Below are 17,826 nucleotides of genomic sequence, written 5' to 3' on the forward strand. Positions count from 1 at the left end.
TGCGGGCGCCCCGCCGAGGGGTTAGGGTCCAGATCATGGGCGTGAAGACGTGGATCGAAGGCTGGCCGGTTTATCGGCAGCTGACGGGCACGGATCCGCTCGGGCGCGGCGCCGCCGCCCAGTCCAAGAAGTCGAAGCAGCTCCAGCCCCGCACCGAGACCGCCGACCGGGTCGCCAAGTCGGTGTGCCCGTACTGCGCGGTCGGCTGCGGGCAGCGGATCTTCGTGAAGGACGAGAAGGTCGTCCAGATCGAGGGCGACCCGGACAGCCCGATCTCGCGGGGGCGGCTGTGTCCCAAGGGCTCGGCCAGCCTCAGCCTCGTCACCAGCGATCGCCGGCAGCAGAAGGTTCTCTACCGTCGCCCGTACGGCAAGGACTGGGAGGAACTCGATCTCTCCACGGCGATGGAGATGATCGCCGATCGGGTGCTCGCCGCGCGGGACGCCACCTGGGAGGACACCGACGCCGACGGCAAGCCCCTGAACCGTACGCTGGGAATTTCCAGCCTGGGCGGGGCGACGCTCGACAACGAAGAGAACTACCTGATCAAGAAGCTCTTCACCGCGATGGGCGCCATCCAGATCGAGAATCAGGCGCGGATTTGACACTCCGCCACGGTTCCCGGTCTGGGAACCTCCTTCGGCCGTGGCGGGGCCACCGGATTCCTCCAGGATCTGGCTAACGCCGACTGCATCGTCATCCAGGGCTCGAACATGGCCGAGGCGCATCCGGTGGGCTTCCAGTGGGTGGTCGAGGCCAAGAACCGGGGCGCGAAGGTCATCCACGTCGACCCCCGGTTCACCCGTACGAGCGCGCTCGCGCACACCTATCTGCCGGTGCGCGCCGGCGCCGACATCGCGTTCCTGGGCGGCGTGGTCAACTACATCCTGAGCAACGAGAAGGACTTCCGGGAGTACGTGCTGGCGTACACCAATGCCTCCATGCTCGTCAGCGAGGACTTCCAGGACACCGAGGACCTCGACGGCCTGTTCTCCGGCTACGACCCCGAGACCAACACGTACGACCAGACCAGCTGGCAGTACGCGGGGCAGCGGGACGAGGGCCAGGAGGAGGACGAGACGCACGTCGACCGCGAGACCGCCTCGGGGCTGGAACAGGAGTCGCACGGACCGCCGATCCCGGCCGACGTGCCCCGCGACCCGACCCTGCAGGATCCGCGCTGCGTGTATCAGGTGCTCAAGCGGCACTACGCGCGCTACACGCCCGAGGTTGTCGAGCGGCTGTGCGGCGTGCCGCAGGAAAAGTTTCTCGAGGTCTGCGAGGCCTGGACGGCGAACTCGGGCCGGGAGCGCACGACCGCGCTGGTCTACTCGGTGGGCTGGACGCAGCACAGCGTGGGCGTGCAGTACATCCGTACCGGCGCGATCATCCAGCTGCTGCTGGGCAACATGGGCCGCCCCGGCGGTGGCGTGATGGCGCTGCGCGGGCACGCCAGCATCCAGGGCTCGACCGACATCCCGACCCTGTTCAACCTGCTGCCGGGTTACCTGCCGATGCCGCATTTCCAGCAGCACGAGACGTTCGACCAGTGGATCGACGCGATCCGCCATCCCGAGCAGAAGGGTTTCTGGGCCAACGCCAAGTCGTACGCGGTGAGCATGCTCAAGTCGTACTGGGGTGACGCGGCGACCGAGGAGAACGACTACGGGTACGGCTGGATGCCCCGGCTCACCGGCGACCACGGCACCTACCAGCAGGTGCTCAACATGATCGACGGCAAGGTCAAGGGCTACTTCCTGCTCGGGCAGAACCCGGCCGTCGGCTCCGCGCACGGGCGCGCGCAACGGCTGGGCATGGCCAACCTCGACTGGCTGGTGGTCCGCGACCTCTACATGATCGAGAGCGCGACGTTCTGGAAGAACAGCCCCGAGGTGGCCACCGGCGAGATCGTGCCCGAGGAGTGCAGGACCGAGGTGTTCTTCATGCCGGCCGCCTCGCACGCCGAGAAGGAGGGCACGTTCACGCAGACCCAGCGCATGCTGCAGTGGCGCGAGAAGGCCGTCGAGCCGCCGGGCGACGCGCGCAGCGAGCTGTGGTTCTTCTACCACCTCGGCAAGATCATCCGGGAACGGCTCGCGGGCTCCACCCGTACGCGGGACCAGGGTCTTCTGAATTTGACCTGGGAATACGGTGACGACGAGCCGGACGGGGAGGCGGTCCTCAAAGAGATCAACGGGTACGACCTGACGACCGGCAAGCTGCTCAGCAGTTTCACCGAGATGAAGCCGGACGGTACGACGTCGGGTGGCTGCTGGATCTACACCGGCGTGTTCTCCGACGGGGTGAACCAGGCCAACCGCCGCAAACCCGGCAGTGAGCAGAGCTACGTCGCGCCCGAGTGGGGCTGGGTGTGGCCGGCCAACCGCCGGACGCTCTACAACCGCGCCTCGGCCGACCCCGACGGCAACCCGTGGTCGGAACGCAAGAAGTACGTGTGGTGGGACGCCGAGAAGGGCGAGTGGACCGGCGACGACGTGCCCGACTTCGAGAGGACGAAGCCGCCGTCCTACCGTCCGCCCGAGGGCGCGACCGGTGTCGAGGCGATCGCGGGCGACGACCCGTTCATCATGCAGGGCGACGGGAAGGGCTGGCTGTACGCGCCGAGCGGGCTGATCGACGGCCCGATGCCGACGCACTACGAGCCGGCCGAGTCGATGGTGCGCAACCCGCTCTACGGCCAGCAGGCCAACCCGACCCGCAAGGTGTACCAGCGCTCCGACAACCCGACCAATCCGAGCCCGCCCGAGAGGCACTCCGAGGTTTTCCCGTACGTGTTCAGCACGAGCCGCTTGACCGAGCACCACACGGCCGGCGGGATGAGCCGGCAGCTGGCCTACCTGTCGGAGCTGCAGCCGGAGATGTTCGTCGAGGTGTCGCCCGAACTGGCAGCCGAGCGCGGCCTGGAGCACATGGGCTGGGCGCACATCGTCACCGCGCGCGCCGCCATCGAGGCCAAGGTCATGGTCACCGACCGGCTGGCCCCGCTGCGCATCGAGGGCCGGGTGGTGCACCAGCTCTGGATGCCGTACCACTGGGGCAGCGAGGGGTTGGTCACCGGCGACTCGGCCAACGACCTGATCGGCATCACGCTCGACCCGAACGTGCTCATCCAGGAGAGCAAGGTCGGCACCTGCGACATTCAACCGGGGCGCCGCCCCACCGGGCCCGAGCTGCTGCGGTTCGTGCAGGATTATCGGGACCGGGCCGGCCTGACCGCCGGCCACCACACCCCGATCATGACGGTGGGGGAGGAGAACGCCGACGATGGGCAGCAATAGCCTGTACGGCCCGGTCGACCCGGCCGAGGACGCGGGATACACCGAGCCGCCACCACGGATGGGGTTCTTCACCGACACGTCGGTCTGCATCGGGTGCAAGGCGTGCGAGGTGGCCTGCAAGACCTGGAACGACGTGCCGGACGACGGCTTCAACCTGCTCGGGCACTCGTACGACAACACGGGCGGGCTGACGGCGAACTCCTGGCGGCACGTGGCGTTCATCGAGCAGCCCGCTCGCGGGTCGAGCGCCTTCCTCGGGTTGCCGACGGGGCCGTCCTCGATTCCGGCCACCAATGTGGTCGCGGCTCAGCGCGGGGCGCCGACCGGCACCGAACCGGGGATCGAGCCGGCCGTCGACGCGCTGGCGGCGGCCGCGACCGCCGGGACCGCCGGGACCGCCGGGACCGGCGCCCAGTTCCTCGGCATGCCGACGTCTGATCTGCCGGGTAAGTCGGCTCCGGCGCCACGCAGCGACTTCCGCTGGCTGATGATGTCGGACGTCTGCAAGCACTGCACCCACGCCGGCTGCCTCGACGTCTGCCCGACCGGCGCGCTGTTCCGCACCGAGTTCGGCACGGTCGTCGTGCAGGACGACATCTGCAACGGTTGCGGATACTGCATCTCCGGATGCCCGTACGGGGTCATCGACCGCCGGGAGGACGACGGCCGCGCCTGGAAGTGCACGCTCTGCTACGACCGCCTCGGCGACGGCCAGACCCCCGCCTGCGCCAAGGCCTGCCCGACCGAGTCGATCCAGTTCGGCGAGCTCGACGAGCTGCGCGAAAGGGCGGCGAAACGGGTCGAGCAGCTGCACGAGGCCGGCGTGCCCGAGGCCCGGCTCTACGGCGAGAGCCCCGGCGACGGCGTGGGCGGCGACGGCGCGTTCTTCCTGCTGCTCGACGAGCCCGAGGTGTACGGCCTGCCGCCCGACCCGCACGTGCCGACCCGGGACCTGCCCGCGATGTGGAAGAGGGCCGGATGGGCCGCGCTGACCATGGCCGCGACCGCCGTCGTGGCGTTCGCCGGGAGGAAACGATGAGCCGGGACCGTTCCCTGGTGCCCCGCGCGGAGTTCCAGTCCTATTACGGGCGCCCGATCGTGCGGCCGCCGGTGTGGACCCACGACATCGCGATCTACCTGTTCACCGGCGGTCTCGCCGCGGGTTCGGCGCTGCTCGCGGCGGGCGCCCAGGCCACCGGCGACGTGACGCTGCGCCGCGTCGGCCGGGCCGCCACCATGGGCGCGCTCGGGGCCAGCGCGTTCTTCCTGATCAAGGACCTGGGGCGGCCGGAACGCTTCCACCACATGCTGCGGGTGGCCAAGCCGACGTCGCCGATGTCGATGGGCACATGGCTGCTGAGCTTGTTCGGCGGCGCGGCCGGAGTGGCGGCGGCGGCCGAACTGGCGCCCCTGCTGCCGGATCGTGGCGTGTTCAAGCTCGTCCCGCCGGTGGGTTCGGCGGCCGGGTACGGCGCTGCCGCGCTCGCGCCGGGTCTGGCCACATACACGGCTGTGCTCCTCGCCGACACCGCGGTGCCCAGCTGGAACGCCGTGCACCCCGACCTGCCGTTCATGTTCGCCGGGAGCGCCCTGGCGAGCGGGGCCGGAGTGGGCCTGATCGCGTCACCCGGCCGTCCCGCGCGGCGGATGGCGGTGGCCGGGGCGGCGCTCGAGCTGGCCGCCGGGCATCGGGTCGAGACGGCGTACGGGCTGCTCAGCGAGCCCTACCGTACGGGCCGGCCCGGCAAGCTGCTGCGGGTGGCGCGGGCGCTGACGGTGGCCGGTGCTGTCGCGGCTGTGGCCGGGCGCCGCAGCCGGGTGGTGTCCGCGCTGGCCGGGGCGTCGCTGCTCGCGGGCTCGGTGCTGACCCGTTTCGGGGTGTTCGAGGCCGGGGTCGAGTCGGCAAGGGACCCGCGTTACACGGTGGTGCCGCAGCGGGAGAGGCTGGCTAGACAGCAGCTTGCTGATGAGCGCGAGCCATCTCCCCGTACACCGAAATCTTGAGGTCGAGCATCGTGAGGTCCTGCTGCAACTCCGCGATGCGCGCCAGGACGCGCTCGCGATGCTCGAGGAAAAGCTGCAGGCGATCGTTCAGCGACGAGTCCCCGGCCCGCACCATCTCGGCATAACGGCGCATTTCCCGTACGGGCATGCCGGTGGTCCGCAGCCGGATGAGCAGCCGCAACCAGCCGATGTCGTCGTCGCAGTACCGGCGGCGCCCGGCCGAGTCACGTTCGACCGGCTCGACCAGGCCCTCCTGCTCGTACCAGCGCAACGTGTGCGCGGTGAGCCCGACCATCTCGGCCGCCTCCCCGACGGTGTATCCCTTCACCACCGTGCCAGCCCCCCCACCTCTCCGTTGGCGCCGGCTTCTCATCTCTTCGCCGGCCTCGCACCTCTTCGTTGGGGCCGGCTTCTCATCTCTTCGCCGGCCTCGCACCTCTTCGTTGGGGCCGGCTTCTCATCTCTTCGCCAGCCTCCCACTTCGAGTGCGCTCGAGGTCAAGCCCGTACTTCCAGCGTGACCCCGTCCGCGCGTCCCGGGATGAGCTCGCCGATCACCGGGTAGCCCGGCACCTCGCCGGCCACGAGCAGCCCGCCCGACGTCTGCGCGTCGGCCAGCAGCAACAGCTCGTCCTCGCCGACGCCGGCCTCGAGGTGCGGCCGGACCCAGTCCAGGTTGCGCCGCGTGCCGCCGCTCACGTACCCGCCTTGGAGGGCTTGCCGGGCTCCGCCGAGGTAGGGGACCCTGCTCGCCTCGACCCGCGCCGTGACGCCGCTCGCCCGGGCCAGTTTGTGCAGGTGGCCGAGCAACCCGAACCCGGTCACGTCGGTCGCGCAGACCGCCCCGGCCTTGAGCGCCGCGATCGAAGCTCCGAGGTTGAGCGTGGTCATGGCCGCGACCGCCTCGTCGAACACCTCGCCGGTGCCCTTGTGCCGGCTGTTCAGCACCCCGATGCCCAGCGGTTTCGTCAACGTCAGCGGCACCCCGGCCACGCCCGCGTCGTTCCGCATCAGCCGATCCGGGTCGGCGATGCCGGTGACCGCCATGCCGTACTTGGGCTCCGGGTCGTCCACGCTGTGCCCGCCCGCGAGGTGGCACCCGGCCTCCCGCGCGACCGCCAGCCCACCCGCGAGCACCTCACCGGCCAGCTCCATCGGCAGCAGATCCCGCGGCCAGGCCAGCAGGTTCACCGCCACCACCGGCGTGCCGCCCATCGCATAGACATCCGACAGCGCGTTGGCCGCGGCGATCCGCCCCCAGTCGTACGCGTCGTCGACCACCGGCGTGAAAAAGTCGGCCGTGGCCACCACCGCTGTGCCGTTGGCCAAACTGACCACGGCGGCGTCGTCCCCGTCGTCGAGCCCCACCAGCAGCTCACCCGGCCCCTTGGGCGCACCGGTGCCGACCAGGCCCGCCACCACCGACTCGAGTTCCCCCGGCGGAATCTTGCAGGCGCAGCCGCCGCCGTGCGCGTACTGGGTCAACCTGGGTGCATCGGTAGTGGTCACCGCCCCACTGTGGCACGCCCGTGATCCCGCCGCCCAGCGGCCCGCTATGGTTTCCCACGGAGGCGTTCAGGTGGCTGGTGCCCCTCCCGGTCTTCAAAACCGGTGCAACTCGGCACCCGAGTTGGGCGGGTTCGATTCCCGTCCGCCTCCGCCAAAGTCTTTCTCAGCTTGCTCTCGCTGCTCTCGGCCGCCTTGCCCTCTGAGCCTGCTCGGCGCTGCTCTGCCCTCTGCGCCTGCTCGGGGCCGCTCCGCCCTCTCCACCTGTTCCAGGCCGCGCCGTCCTCTCCGTCTGCTCCAGGCCGTCCCGCCCCTTCCCGGCCGCTCGCATTCTTCCGCCGTGCGGGGAGGCTGGCGGCGCGTCGCTTCTCTCGCCGTGCGGGGAGGCCGGCCGCGCGTCGCTTCTCTCGCCGTGCGGGGAGGCTGGCGGCGCGTCGCTTCTCTCGCCGTGCGGGGAAGCCGGCCGCGCGTCGTCTCTTCCGCCGTGCGGGGAAACCGGGCGTTGTGGAGCGCCGGTAGGCTCGGGGTGTTGCGAGCCGGCGAGCCGGGGAGGCGCGGTGCGGACGGTGGGGCCTCGGCTGATCGCGGTCTTGAGCGTGCTGTGTTCCGTGGCCGTGGGCATCCTGACGAACGTGATCACCGAGCGTTGGAGCGTGACCGTCGCCGTCGCGCTGGGGGTCGTCGTACTGGTGGCGGCCGGGCTGGCCTGGTGGGACCGGAGAGTGGTCAACAGCAGCGGGCGGGCCACTGTGGAAGTGACGGCCCGGCGCGGGTCGACGATCGCGGACAGCGCGGTGGTGGCCGTCGGGGACTCCACGGTGAGGGCAGAAGCCGACCGGGGGCGCATCGAGCGTGCGCGGCTCGATGCCGAGCGCGGCGATATCCACGTACGGGCTGATCGGTCGACGGTGAACAACGTGGACCTGCGGTCATCGGGCACACGCGCGGTCGACGCCGAATCCGAGGACCGGCCACCGGGTCCGGGTGGGGCCGGTGGCGGAGGCTGAGGGGTGGTCATCGGGTCCAGGAGGGGTCGACGGCGGATTTGAGGATCGGTAGGAAACGGTCGACCGCGGCGGGTCTGGCTCGGCCGGCTGCTGTTGCGGCGTAGATCCGGCGGGTCGGCTCGTCGTCGCGGTGCAGGCGTAGCAGGGCCACGTCGGCTGGTTTGCCGCGCATGGCCAGGGCCGGTACCAGCGCCACGCCCAGGCCGGCGGCCACGCAGCCCAGCTTGCCGGTCCACTCGGCGGCCACGATGTCGATGCGTGGGCTGAAACCGGTGGGCAGGGCCGCGCGCAGCAGGGTCGGCTCGGCTTCGGCGGAACCGGCGATGAACGGGTCGTCGGCCAGTTCGGCGAGATTCACCGTGCGACGCCGGGCCAGGCGGTGGTCGCGGGCCACGGCCACCAGCAGCCGTTCGTCGAGCACATGGTGCAGGTCGAAACGCGTGGTGTCGATCGGGCCGGCCGGCGATTCGCTCACGATGGCGATGTCGGCCTCGCCCGCGGCCAGCCGTTCCAGCAGCGCCGGGGTCAGGCCCTCGACAAGACTCAAGGCGATTTCCCCGTACGCGTCCCGAAAGCGCGACAGCGCCCGGGGAACAAGCGCCGCGACGGCCGTCGGGAAGGCGCCCACTCGCAGCCGGCCGGTGCCAACCGTACGCACGTCGTCCACCGCGCGCCGGGCGGCGCCGAGCCGGTCGAGGATCGCGTCGGCGTGCGGGAGAAGCGCACGACCCTCCTCGGTCAGCGTGACCCCGCGGGGCAGACGGTCGAAGACAGCCGCCCCGATCTCGGACTCCAGCGCCGCGATCTGCCGGGACACGGCCGACTGCGTGTACCGCAATCGCCGCGCGGCCGCCGTGATCGAGCCCGAGTGGGCAACGGTGCGGAACACGTCCAGCAGCGCGGTATCCATGACGCGGCAGCATCGCACACATGCGCGACATTCGCTGGTGGCATGGCAGCCGACGGCCTTAACGTCATCCGCATGAAAGTGACGCTCGACAATCCCGCCGGGGTGGCCGCTCCGTTCGGCGACCGCTTCGCCCATGTCGCCCGCGTCGACCTGCCCACCGGCGCGCTGCTGATGCTGGCCGGCCAGGTCGCGGTCGACGACAACGGCGACGTGGTGGCCCCCGGAGACGCGGGCAAGCAAGCCGAACGCATCTTCGAGATCGTCGAGGGGTTGCTGACGGCCCACGGCGCTTCGCCGGCCGACGTGCTCCACATCCGCACGTTCATGACCAGTCTGGACGATCTGGCCGCGTACGGAGCCGTACGTCGTCGGCTGTTCCCGAAGCCGCCCGCGAGCACCACTGTCGAGGTGAGCCGACTGTTCCTGCCCGGCGCGGTGCTCGAAGTGGAGCTGACCGCAGTCGCCCAGCCCAACATCACCCGGCCCGCATAGCCCGCCTGCACGCACCGCCCGCCTGCACGCACCGCCCGCCCGCACGCACCGCCCGCCCGCACGCACAGCCCGCCCTCCCTGGGGGCCACCGCCACCTGCGATTTTACCGGGATCCGCCGCCGTCCGCGGGGTGGCCTGTGGACAACCCTGGAATGTGGATAACTCAAACGATCACCCGAACGGGCCGATAATGGCGTTGCTCGGCTGCACGAGGCGCCGGCGGAATCAGGAAGGGCAGACCAATGAAGGTCAGCGGAGACGACGGCGGTCGTCGGGGAGGCGTTCCGTCAGGTTGCGGCGGTCCAGGAGTTCGAGGAGCGGCACGGCCACCCGGCGGGTGGTATCGAGGGCGCGCCGGGCCTCGCTCAGGGTGAACGGCTGCGGCAGGGCGGCCAGGGCTTCGCCGGCGGCCTCGACCGAGCCGGCGGCCAGCACGACCTGGGGCGCCAGCTGGATGACGAGTCCGTTGCGGGCGGCGGCGGCCAGCTGGCGCGGGCCTAGGCCGAGGGCGGTCAGGTTGTTGGCCTCGGGGGCGGCGAAGGGACCCAGGCCGTCGAAAGCCTTGGCTACCAACGCGACCAACTCCTCGGGCGGCCCGGACGGGCCCGCGGCGACCCGGCCGGCGAGGATGGTGAGCGGGGGCCGGACGAGGGCGGTCACGAGGGCGCGGTCGGGCAGGCCGAGGCGGTGCCTGAGGGCCTCGATCGGCATTCCTGGTTCCAGGGGATGCTCGCGTTGATAGGTGGCGACCTCGTCGGGCAGACGGTCACCGAGTGACGCCCAGTGGGCGGGGTTGGCATACCAGTCGCCGGCCACCGGAGTGGCGGGCGCCTCGCCGGTGATCGGAGCGGTGGGTGCTTCGTCGGTGATCGGAGCGGTGGACGCTTCGTCGGCCATCGGGACGGTGGGCGCTTCGCCGGGCATCGGGACGGTGGGCGCTTCGCCGGGCACGGGAGCAGTGGGCGCGGGGAGGGGGACGCCCATGGCGGCCAGGTCGGGGGCTCGGATCAGGAGGCGGCGGGTCAGTTCACTGTCGAGGGAAGGACGGCCGTCGAGTGTGGTCAGCACGACGGCTCGGGCGGCGGCCGCGCCGCGGCGTTTGAGGCCGGGTGGGGCCACGTCGAGGACGGTCACACCGCCGGCCACGTGGTGGCGGCCGGGATCGCGAAGCAGCAGGCGGTCGCCGATGCGCAGGGGGAGGGGGCGGGGCAGGCGGAGCCGGGCGGTGTCGGGGCCGAGCGGGCGGACCCGTACGGGAACGGCGGCCGAGCCGGCGTGCAGCGTCACCGTGGCCGGCAAGGCGGCCACCGGGTCGCCGTGCAGGCGGACGTCGATCAGGTCGGTGGGGCGGAAACGGCCGGGGGTGAGCAGGGCGTCGCCGCGGCCCACTTCGTCGCGGGCCGTGCCGCGCAGGTTGACGGCGACGCGCGCGACGGCGTTGACCGAGTCGACGGTCTTTCCCAGGGACTGCAGACCCCGTACGCGGACCATGCCGTCGCCGAGGGTCAGCTCGTCGCCGGTGCGCAGCGTTCCCGCGCCCAGCGTGCCGGTCACCACCGTGCCCGCGCCCTTGACCGTGAAGGCGCGGTCGATCCACAAACGCACCGGCGCCGAAACGTCCGGCGCGGGTAGCGAGGCGATCAAAGAGGCGAGCGCGGCCCGCAGATCGTCGAGGCCCGCACCGGTCACGCCGCTGACGGCCACGGTGGGTACGGCTCCGAGCGGCGACGAAGCGATTTCGGCTCGGGCGGCTTCCAGGGCGGGACCGGGGTCGGCCAGGTCGCTTCGGGTCACGACGAGCAGGCCGTGCCGGACGTCGAGGGCCGTCAGCGCCGCCAGGTGCTCGGCCGATTGGGGCATCCAGCCCTCGTCGGCGGCCACCACGATCATCGCCGCGGGGACGGGGCCGATGCCGGCCAGCATGTTGGGGACGAAACGCTCGTGGCCGGGGACGTCGACGAAAGCCACGGTCTCGCCCGAGCCGAGTGTCGTCCACGCGAAGCCGAGGTCGATGGTCATGCCGCGGCGGCGTTCCTCGGCCCAGCGGTCGGGTTCCATGCCGGTGAGCGCCCGCACCAGCGTCGACTTGCCGTGGTCGACGTGCCCGGCGGTGGCGACGACGTGCACGTCAGGCCCCCTGGCCGGCGGCAAGGACAGGCCCGGTGGGGGCAGGGCCAGTGGGAGCGGCAGGGCCGGTGGGGGCAGGGCTGGTGGCGGCGGGGTTTGCGGGAGCGGCGGGGCCTATGGCGGCGGGGCCAATGGGAGCGGCGGGGCCGATGGCGGCGGGGCCAATGGGAGCGGCAGGGCCTATGGCGGCGGGGCCAATGGGAGCGGCAGGGCTGGTGGGGGCGGGGTCTGCGGGAGCGGCAGGGCCTGCGGGAAGGGCAGGGCCGGTGTATGGGGCTGCCTGGCCGGCGACGGCGATCACCATGTCGGCGAGTACCGGGTCGGACTCCGGTGGGACGCAGCGCAGGTCGAGGAGGAGACGGCCACGGTCGATGCGGCCGAGTACTGGTGTGGGGGCGGTGCGCAGCGGGGCCGCGTACGGGGAAGGCAGGGAGAGCGACCACGACGGGAGGGTGACCTCGGGGGCGCCGCCGCCACCCACTACCGCGGACGATTCGACCAGCTCGACCGGGACGTGGGCGGCGGTCAGGAGGGCCACGACGCGGGCGGTGCGTTGGCGCAGAGCCGTGGGGGAGATCCGCAGCGCGTCCCAAGTCGGGGTGGAGGGGGCGGTCAGGGTGGCCTGCAGGGCGGCGAGGGTCAGCTTGTCGACGCGCAGGGCGCGGGCCAGGGGGTGGCGGCGCAACTGGTTGACCAGCGGCGCCGAGCCGAGCAGCAGGCCGGCTTGCGGCCCGCCGAGCAGCTTGTCGCCGCTGGCGATCACCAGGGCGGCGCCGGAGGTGAGGGTGGTGGCGGCGTCGGGTTCGCCGGGCAGCAGCGGGTCGGGGGCGAGCAGGCCCGAGCCGATGTCGGCGATGACCGGTGTGCCCAGAGCGGCCAGCTCGGGAACGGACGCGGCGCTGGTGAAGCCCCGTACGACGAAATTGGAGGGATGCACCTTGAGGATGAACCCGGTCGACGGGCCGATCGCACGCTCGTAATCCTGGGCGGAGGTGCGGTTGGTCGTGCCCACCTCGCGCAGGCGGGCGCCGGTCGACTCGAGCAGGTCGGGCAGCCGGAAACCGTCGCCGATCTCCACCATCTCGCCGCGGCTGACGATGATCTCGCGTCCGCCGCCGGCCAGCGCTGTGGCGGCGAGGACCAGGGCGGCGGCGCCGTTGTTGACGACGTGCACGTCCTCGGCGGCGGGCACGGCGCGTTGCAGGGCGGCCAGTGCCGTACGTCCCCGTTTGGCGCGGCGGCCGGTGGCGAGGTCGAGTTCCACGTCGGTGTGCCCGGCCGCTTCGACCACGGCGGCGCGCGCGGCGGGGGAGAGCGCGGCGCGGCCCAGGTTGGTGTGCAGGACGACCCCGGTCGCGTTCAGCACCGGGCGCAGACCGCCGGGCAGGGCGGCCAGGACGGCGCCGACCACCTCGTCCGGTTTCAGGGAACCATCCCGTACGCGTTGAAGCGTCGCCACCACCGCGGCCTTGACCGCGGCCCGGCCCTCGGTCTCCGTCGCGGCCACGAGCCGGGGATCGGCCAGCACCGCGTCGGTCCGCGGAACGTGCCGCCGGGGATCCACCATGCAGCAGAAGTTACTCGCCCCGGCCGCGCGTACGGGTTGGGGACGCAGGGCGGGCCGGCCGAGGCCGGGTTCCGCGACCCGGTCGTGGCCGCCGACACCGGGCTCAACCTGGTGCTTGCCGCCGGCAAATGATGGTCGGACGTATAGGGCGTGCCCTTCGGGGTACGCCCTCCGCCATGCCGATGATGTTCGCGAACCGGGACGAGGCCGGGCGCCTGCTGGCCGAGGCGGTCGCCGACCAGGTGCGCAAACACCCCGGGCCCGCCCCGTTGGTGCTCGCGCTGCCGCGTGGCGGCGTGCCGGTCGCCGTCCGGGTCGCAGCCCGGGTCGGCGGCGAGCTCGACATGGTGATCGCCCGCAAGATCGCCGCGCCGCACCGGCCCGAGTTCGGGGTGGGCGCGATCGCCGAGGACGGGCCGCCGGTCTTCGATGATTGCGTGGACCCGGACGCCCTCGCCGGGGTGGTCGCCGCGGAGCGCGTCGAGCTGGCCCGCCGCGTCCGTGCCTACCGTGGTGATCGGCCGCCGCCCGACCCGACCGGCCGTGAGGTGGTCGTGGTCGACGACGGGCTCGCTACCGGCGTCACCGCGCGCGCAGCCCTGCAGTGGCTCGGCGAGTCGCACCCGAGCCGGCTGATCTTCGCCGCGCCGGTGTGCTCACCGCAGGCCCGGGACAAGCTGGCCGCCGAGGCGGACGCGGTGATCTGCCTGAGCGCTCCGCCTGAGTTCCGCGCGGTCGGGCAGTGGTACGTGGACTTCGACCAGCTCACCGACGCCGACGTCGAGCAGGCGATGCGAGGCTTCGCTCACACCTGACCGGCGCTATGTACGGTCGTACACATCGTATGTACGCTCGTACGCATGAGAAAGGCGCGCGCCGCTGTTGCGGCCCTGTTCCTCACCAACGGCGCGGTGTTCTTCAACATCGTGCCGCGCTTCCCGCAGATCAAAGCCGACCTCGGAGTCAGCAACGTCGTCTTCGGCACGGCCCTGGCCGCCATGCCCGTCGGCGCCCTGCTCGCGGGCCTGCTGGCCGGCGCCGCCATCCGGTGGCTCGGCTCGGCCAAGGTCGCCTCGTTCGGCATCGTCCTGCTCACCGCGGCCACGCTCGCGATCCCGTTCGCGCCGCACTGGCTCGTCTTCGCCGCCGCGATGTTCCTGATCGGCGCGCTCGACTCCATCGTCGACGTCGCGCAGAACGCCCACGGCCTGCGGGTCCAGCGCCTCTACGGCCGCTCGATCCTCAACTCGCTGCACGGCGTCTGGAGCATCGGCGCCGTGCTCGGCGGCCTCATGGGCTCCGCCGCCGCCGGGCTCAAGCTGCCCCTCAGCGTGCACCTCACCATCTCGGCCGTCCTGTTCAGCGCCGTCGCCCTGATCGCGTTCCGCTACCTGCTGCCCGGCCCCGAGGACGCCGAACGCTCGGAGACGCCGGCGAGCTCGCCCGGGGCTCGCTTCACCGGCACCGCCATCCGCATGCTGGCCGCCCTCGGCGTGCTGGCCGCCGCCGGCGCGCTGGTCGAGGACGCCGGCTCGTCATGGGGTGCGTTGTTCTTCACCGAGGACCTGCGCACCGGGGCCGCCACCGCCGGCCTGGCCGTCGTCGCCCTGCAGACCGCCATGACCGTCGGCCGCCTCCTGGGCGACCGCGTGGTCGACCGCTTCGGCCAGCGCACAGTCGTCCGCGCCGGTGGAGCCGTCGCCGCCGTCGGGATGGGCCTGGCGCTCGCGTTCCCGTCCGTGCCGTCCGCGCTCGCCGGTTTCGCCCTGGCCGGCCTCGGCGTCGCCACCCTCGTGCCCGCGGCCATGCACACCGCCGACGAACTGCCCGGCCTGCCACCCGGCACCGGTTTGACCATCGTCAGCTGGCTGCTGCGCGGTGGGTTCCTGCTCTCCCCGCCGTTGGTGGGTTACGTGGCCGACCTGTCCAGCCTGCGTGTGGGTCTGCTCAGCGTCGTCGCGGCCGGGCTGATCACGCTGACGCTGGGCCGGGTGCTGGTCAACCGCCCAACCACAACCACACCCCAGCCGTACGCCGAGTCGACCCTCCAACCGCACTAGGCCGAACCCGCTGTGCCTCGCGAGCGCCGTGCGGGGCCGGGGCCGTAGCGCGTGACCGGGATGTTCCCGGTGGCCCGCGAGCGTCGTGCGGGGCCGGGGCCGTAGCGCGTGACCGGGATGTTCCCGGTGGCCCGCGAGCGTCGTGCGGGGCCAGGGCGGTAGCGCGTGACCGGAATGGCGGTCATCCGGAAGGCAGCCGGACCGTCACGGTCAACCCTCCCGCGGGCCTGGCGGTGAGGTCGAGCGTTCCCTCGTGGGCCCGTACGATGCTGTGCACGATGGCCAGGCCCAGGCCGGCCCCGGCGTGCTCGTCGGTGCGGACCCGTTCGGCCCCCCGGCGGAACGGCTCTGTCAGCCCCGGGATCTGCTCCTGCGGCAGCCTCGGGCCGGTGTTCGAGACCCGCAGCACGCTCGTTTCGTCGCCGGCCTCGGTGTGGATGGTCACCGTGCCGTCGGCCGGCAGGTTGTGGACGATCGCGTTCTGGACGAGGTTGGTCACCATCCGCGTCAGCAGTTCGGCCGAACCGGCGACAGGAGCCACGCCGCCGGTGACCTCCAGGGTGGTTCGGCGCTGCTCGGCCAGCGGCAGGAGCGTCTCGGTGACCTCCTCGGCCACCAGCGACAGGTCGACGGCCTCGCGGGCGAAGCTGCCCCGCTCGCCCCGGCCGAGCACCAGCAGCGCCTCGGTCAGCTGGATCGCCCGAGTGTTGGCGGCGTGCAGGCGTTCGAGGAGTTCGTCCCGGTCGCGTGTGGGGTCCTTGAGGGCGACGTCGAGCAGGGTCCGCGAGATCGCCAGTGGTGTGCGCAGCTCGTGTGAGGCGTTCGCGGAGAACCGTTTCTGCTCGGCGACGTGGGCTTCGAGCCGATCGAGCATCGAGTCGAACGCGTCGGCCAGCTCCCGGAACTCGTCCCGCCGGCCCCGCAGGCGGATCCGGTGGGACAGCGAACCCGTCCCGGCCTGACGGGCAGCGCCGGTGATGCGGGTCAGGGGCGCGAGCATCCGGCCCGCCAGGAACCAGCCGCCGACCAGCCCGAACGCGAGCAGGAAGGCGATCGCCGCGGCGGCCTTGGGGGCGAACGCGCGCAGCAGCTCGGACCGTACCGGGAAGACCCCGCCGACCGGGACGTGCGGGCCGGCCGGACGCAGAAGCGCCTGGTCGGGGACGTAACGCAGCAGGAACACCCAGACGGTCGCCAGCAGCAGGCCGCCGGCCAGCATGAGGAAACCGGCGTAGCTGAGAGTGAGCCGGAACCGTGTGCTCAACCCGGGTTCCCCTCCTCGATGCGGTAGCCGACGCCCGGCACGGTGGCGATGATCCACGGTTCGCCGAGCCGTTTGCGCAGCGCCGACACGGTGATGCGGACGGCGTTGGTCAGCGGGTCGGCGTTCTCGTCCCAGGCCCGCTCGAGCAGGGTCTCGGCGCTCACCACCCCACCCTCGGCCGCCACCAGCACCTCCAGTACGGCGAACTGCTTGCGGGTCAGCGCCACGTAACGCCCGTCCCGGAACACCTCCCGCCGGAACGGGTCGACCCGCAAACCCCCGATTTCCCGTACGGGGGGACGGGCGTACGCACGACGACGGTCGAGCGCCCGCAGCCGCAGCACCAGTTCACGCAGCTCGAACGGCTTGGTCAGGTAGTCGTCGGCGCCCAGCTCGAACCCGGACGCCTTGTCGTCGATCCGGTCGGCCGCGGTCAGCATGAGGATCGGCATGCCGCTGCCCGAGGCCACGATGCGGCGCGCGACCTCGTCACCGGACGGGCCGGGGATGTCCCGGTCGAGCACGGCCAGGTCGTACGAGTTGACGGCGAGCAGTTCGAGCGCGGTGTCACCGTCCCCGGCGACGTCGGCCGCGATCGCCTCCAGGCGCAACCCGTCCCGTACGGCCTCGGCCAGGTGGGGTTCGTCCTCCACGATCAGCACGCGCACTACGGCAGCCTATGTGCCGAAGTCGACCCGCCACCCGTAGCGGCCCCGCCATCCGCAGCGGCCCCGCCACCCACAGTGATCCCGCCGCGCGCAGCCGCGCTACCCGCGAGTGACCCGCCGTCCGCGACCGTCCCGCCCCGCGGCTTCCACCAGCGGCGGGACGCCAGTCCGAACAACGTCGCCCCGACCGCGTTGACCAGCACGTCGTCGACCGACGAGACACGGTCGAGGCGCAACACGTACTGGCTGGTCTCGATCAGGACCGAGGCGGCGGCCCCGAGGGCGAGCAACCGCGGCGCCGACGCCACCGCGGCGAACCGGATCGGGGCGAAGAACCCCAGCGCCGCCAGCACGACGAGGTTCCCCGCGACGCCGAGCGGCCCCATCGTCACCAGGTCAGCCAGCGGTATCAGGCTCACCCGCCCGGGAACGACACCGGCACCCGGCCCCGGCATCATGGTCAGCCACAGCATCGGCACCGTCCCGTAAACCAGCCCCACCTCGGCGAACGCGTCCCGCCGGCACCCGCGTACGGCCGCCAGGGCGCACGCCACCAGGACGGCCGGCGGCAATCCGGCCAGCGTCATCAGCACGACCCCGTTGTCGGTGTCGTAACAGCCGTGCCAGTGCCCCGCGAAGCAGCTCGGCGCCGCCATCAGCAGCATCCGCCGCCCGGCACAGAGCACGCCGACCAGGCCCAGAACCGCCAAACCGGCAGCCCACCACGGCTTGGCGCGCGCCCGCGTGCCCGGCCCGCTCCCGGCCGCCTCAGCAGTTGCGGTGGTCAGCAGCGGGCCGGCGCCGGCGGCCGGCCCCGTCCAGGCGAGCAGCCGCCTCCGACCGGTGCGTCGAGTCATGCCGGCAGTCAAGTCCGGCGGCCGTTGCGGGGGCGTATCCGCTTTTCGATACACCCGCGATACACC

Annotated in this window: 14 protein-coding genes, 1 tRNA gene and 1 pseudogene; 8 read left to right on the forward strand and 8 right to left on the reverse strand. The window is 72.2% G+C overall.

All coding sequences use genetic code 11. The features are described from left to right. Window positions 1-35 precede the first annotated feature (35 nt). Genes fdh through nrfD form a run of 3 tightly spaced genes read left to right on the forward strand, consistent with a single transcriptional unit; the run spans window position 36 to window position 5,303 of the window. Window positions 36-3,299, forward strand: a complete 3,264-nt coding sequence (fdh, locus tag C8E87_RS30260; RefSeq protein WP_275409083.1) for a formate dehydrogenase — start codon at window positions 36-38, stop codon at window positions 3,297-3,299. Beyond that, complete coding sequence (locus tag C8E87_RS30265; protein ID WP_133876234.1) at window positions 3,286-4,338, forward strand: 4Fe-4S dicluster domain-containing protein; 1,053 nt, start codon at window positions 3,286-3,288, stop codon at window positions 4,336-4,338. Before fdh ends, C8E87_RS30265 begins: the two co-directional genes overlap by 14 nt. Then, entirely contained in the window at window positions 4,335-5,303 is a 969-nt protein-coding gene (gene nrfD, locus C8E87_RS30270; RefSeq protein ID WP_239080297.1) for an NrfD/PsrC family molybdoenzyme membrane anchor subunit, read from the forward strand. The genes C8E87_RS30265 and nrfD overlap by 4 nt, the downstream gene beginning before the upstream one ends. On the opposite strand, the gene C8E87_RS30275 is transcribed toward nrfD, so the two are convergent. Continuing rightward, a complete protein-coding gene (locus tag C8E87_RS30275) occupies window positions 5,248-5,634 on the reverse strand; it encodes a MerR family transcriptional regulator (RefSeq protein ID WP_203720705.1) in 387 nt (128 codons plus the stop codon). The two genes, nrfD and C8E87_RS30275, sit on opposite strands and share 56 nt — an antisense overlap. Before the next feature lie 166 nt (window positions 5,635-5,800). Continuing rightward, entirely contained in the window at window positions 5,801-6,811 is a 1,011-nt protein-coding gene (gene selD, locus C8E87_RS30280; RefSeq protein WP_133876237.1) for a selenide, water dikinase SelD, read from the reverse strand. A gap of 58 nt (window positions 6,812-6,869) precedes the next feature. On the opposite strand from selD, the gene C8E87_RS30285 reads away from it, so the two are divergent. Together C8E87_RS30285 and C8E87_RS30290 are read left to right on the forward strand one after the other, a co-directional pair. Beyond that, a tRNA-Sec gene (locus C8E87_RS30285) sits at window positions 6,870-6,965 on the forward strand. 400 nt (window positions 6,966-7,365) lie between these two features. Beyond that, window positions 7,366-7,815, forward strand: coding sequence for a hypothetical protein (locus C8E87_RS30290; RefSeq protein WP_166661289.1), 450 nt, complete (start codon window positions 7,366-7,368; stop codon window positions 7,813-7,815). Between the two features lie 7 nt (window positions 7,816-7,822). On the opposite strand, the gene C8E87_RS30295 is transcribed toward C8E87_RS30290, so the two are convergent. Beyond that, window positions 7,823-8,725 (reverse strand): LysR family transcriptional regulator, encoded by a 903-nt coding sequence (locus C8E87_RS30295; protein WP_133876239.1) that lies wholly within the window; start codon window positions 8,723-8,725, stop codon window positions 7,823-7,825. A 72-nt stretch (window positions 8,726-8,797) separates the two neighbouring features. Here C8E87_RS30295 and C8E87_RS30300 point away from each other — a divergent pair, with 72 nt between their 5' ends. Further along, window positions 8,798-9,217 (forward strand): RidA family protein, encoded by a 420-nt coding sequence (locus C8E87_RS30300; RefSeq protein ID WP_133876240.1) that lies wholly within the window; start codon window positions 8,798-8,800, stop codon window positions 9,215-9,217. Between the two features lie 249 nt (window positions 9,218-9,466). On the opposite strand, the gene selB is transcribed toward C8E87_RS30300, so the two are convergent. After that, entirely contained in the window at window positions 9,467-11,344 is a 1,878-nt protein-coding gene (gene selB, locus C8E87_RS30305; RefSeq protein WP_133876241.1) for a selenocysteine-specific translation elongation factor, read from the reverse strand. A 289-nt stretch (window positions 11,345-11,633) separates the two neighbouring features. Then, window positions 11,634-12,911 (reverse strand): annotated as a pseudogene (gene selA / locus C8E87_RS30310) (L-seryl-tRNA(Sec) selenium transferase); the annotation flags it as partial. A gap of 176 nt (window positions 12,912-13,087) precedes the next feature. Here selA and C8E87_RS30315 point away from each other — a divergent pair. Further along, entirely contained in the window at window positions 13,088-13,726 is a 639-nt protein-coding gene (locus C8E87_RS30315; protein ID WP_239080300.1) for a phosphoribosyltransferase, read from the forward strand. A gap of 45 nt (window positions 13,727-13,771) precedes the next feature. Next, entirely contained in the window at window positions 13,772-14,971 is a 1,200-nt protein-coding gene (locus tag C8E87_RS30320; protein WP_133876243.1) for an MFS transporter, read from the forward strand. A 181-nt stretch (window positions 14,972-15,152) separates the two neighbouring features. Here C8E87_RS30320 and C8E87_RS30325 read toward each other — a convergent pair whose 3' ends face one another. From C8E87_RS30325 to C8E87_RS30335, 3 genes are read right to left on the reverse strand one after another with little or no spacing between them, the layout of a single operon-like run. Continuing rightward, window positions 15,153-16,235: a sensor histidine kinase gene (locus C8E87_RS30325; RefSeq protein WP_275409085.1), complete on the reverse strand. Its 1,083-nt coding sequence runs from the start codon at window positions 16,233-16,235 to the stop codon at window positions 15,153-15,155. Then, the gene (locus C8E87_RS30330; protein ID WP_133876244.1) at window positions 16,232-16,903 is read right to left on the reverse strand and encodes a response regulator transcription factor; all 672 of its coding nucleotides are present in this window, start codon (window positions 16,901-16,903) and stop codon (window positions 16,232-16,234) included. Before C8E87_RS30330 ends, C8E87_RS30325 begins: the two co-directional genes overlap by 4 nt. Further along, window positions 16,903-17,760 (reverse strand): VanZ family protein, encoded by an 858-nt coding sequence (locus C8E87_RS30335; protein WP_133876245.1) that lies wholly within the window; start codon window positions 17,758-17,760, stop codon window positions 16,903-16,905. Before C8E87_RS30335 ends, C8E87_RS30330 begins: the two co-directional genes overlap by 1 nt. Window positions 17,761-17,826: the final 66 nt, after the last annotated feature.

Source organism: Paractinoplanes brasiliensis (genome assembly GCF_004362215.1).
Lineage (GTDB): Bacteria > Actinomycetota > Actinomycetes > Mycobacteriales > Micromonosporaceae > Actinoplanes > Actinoplanes brasiliensis.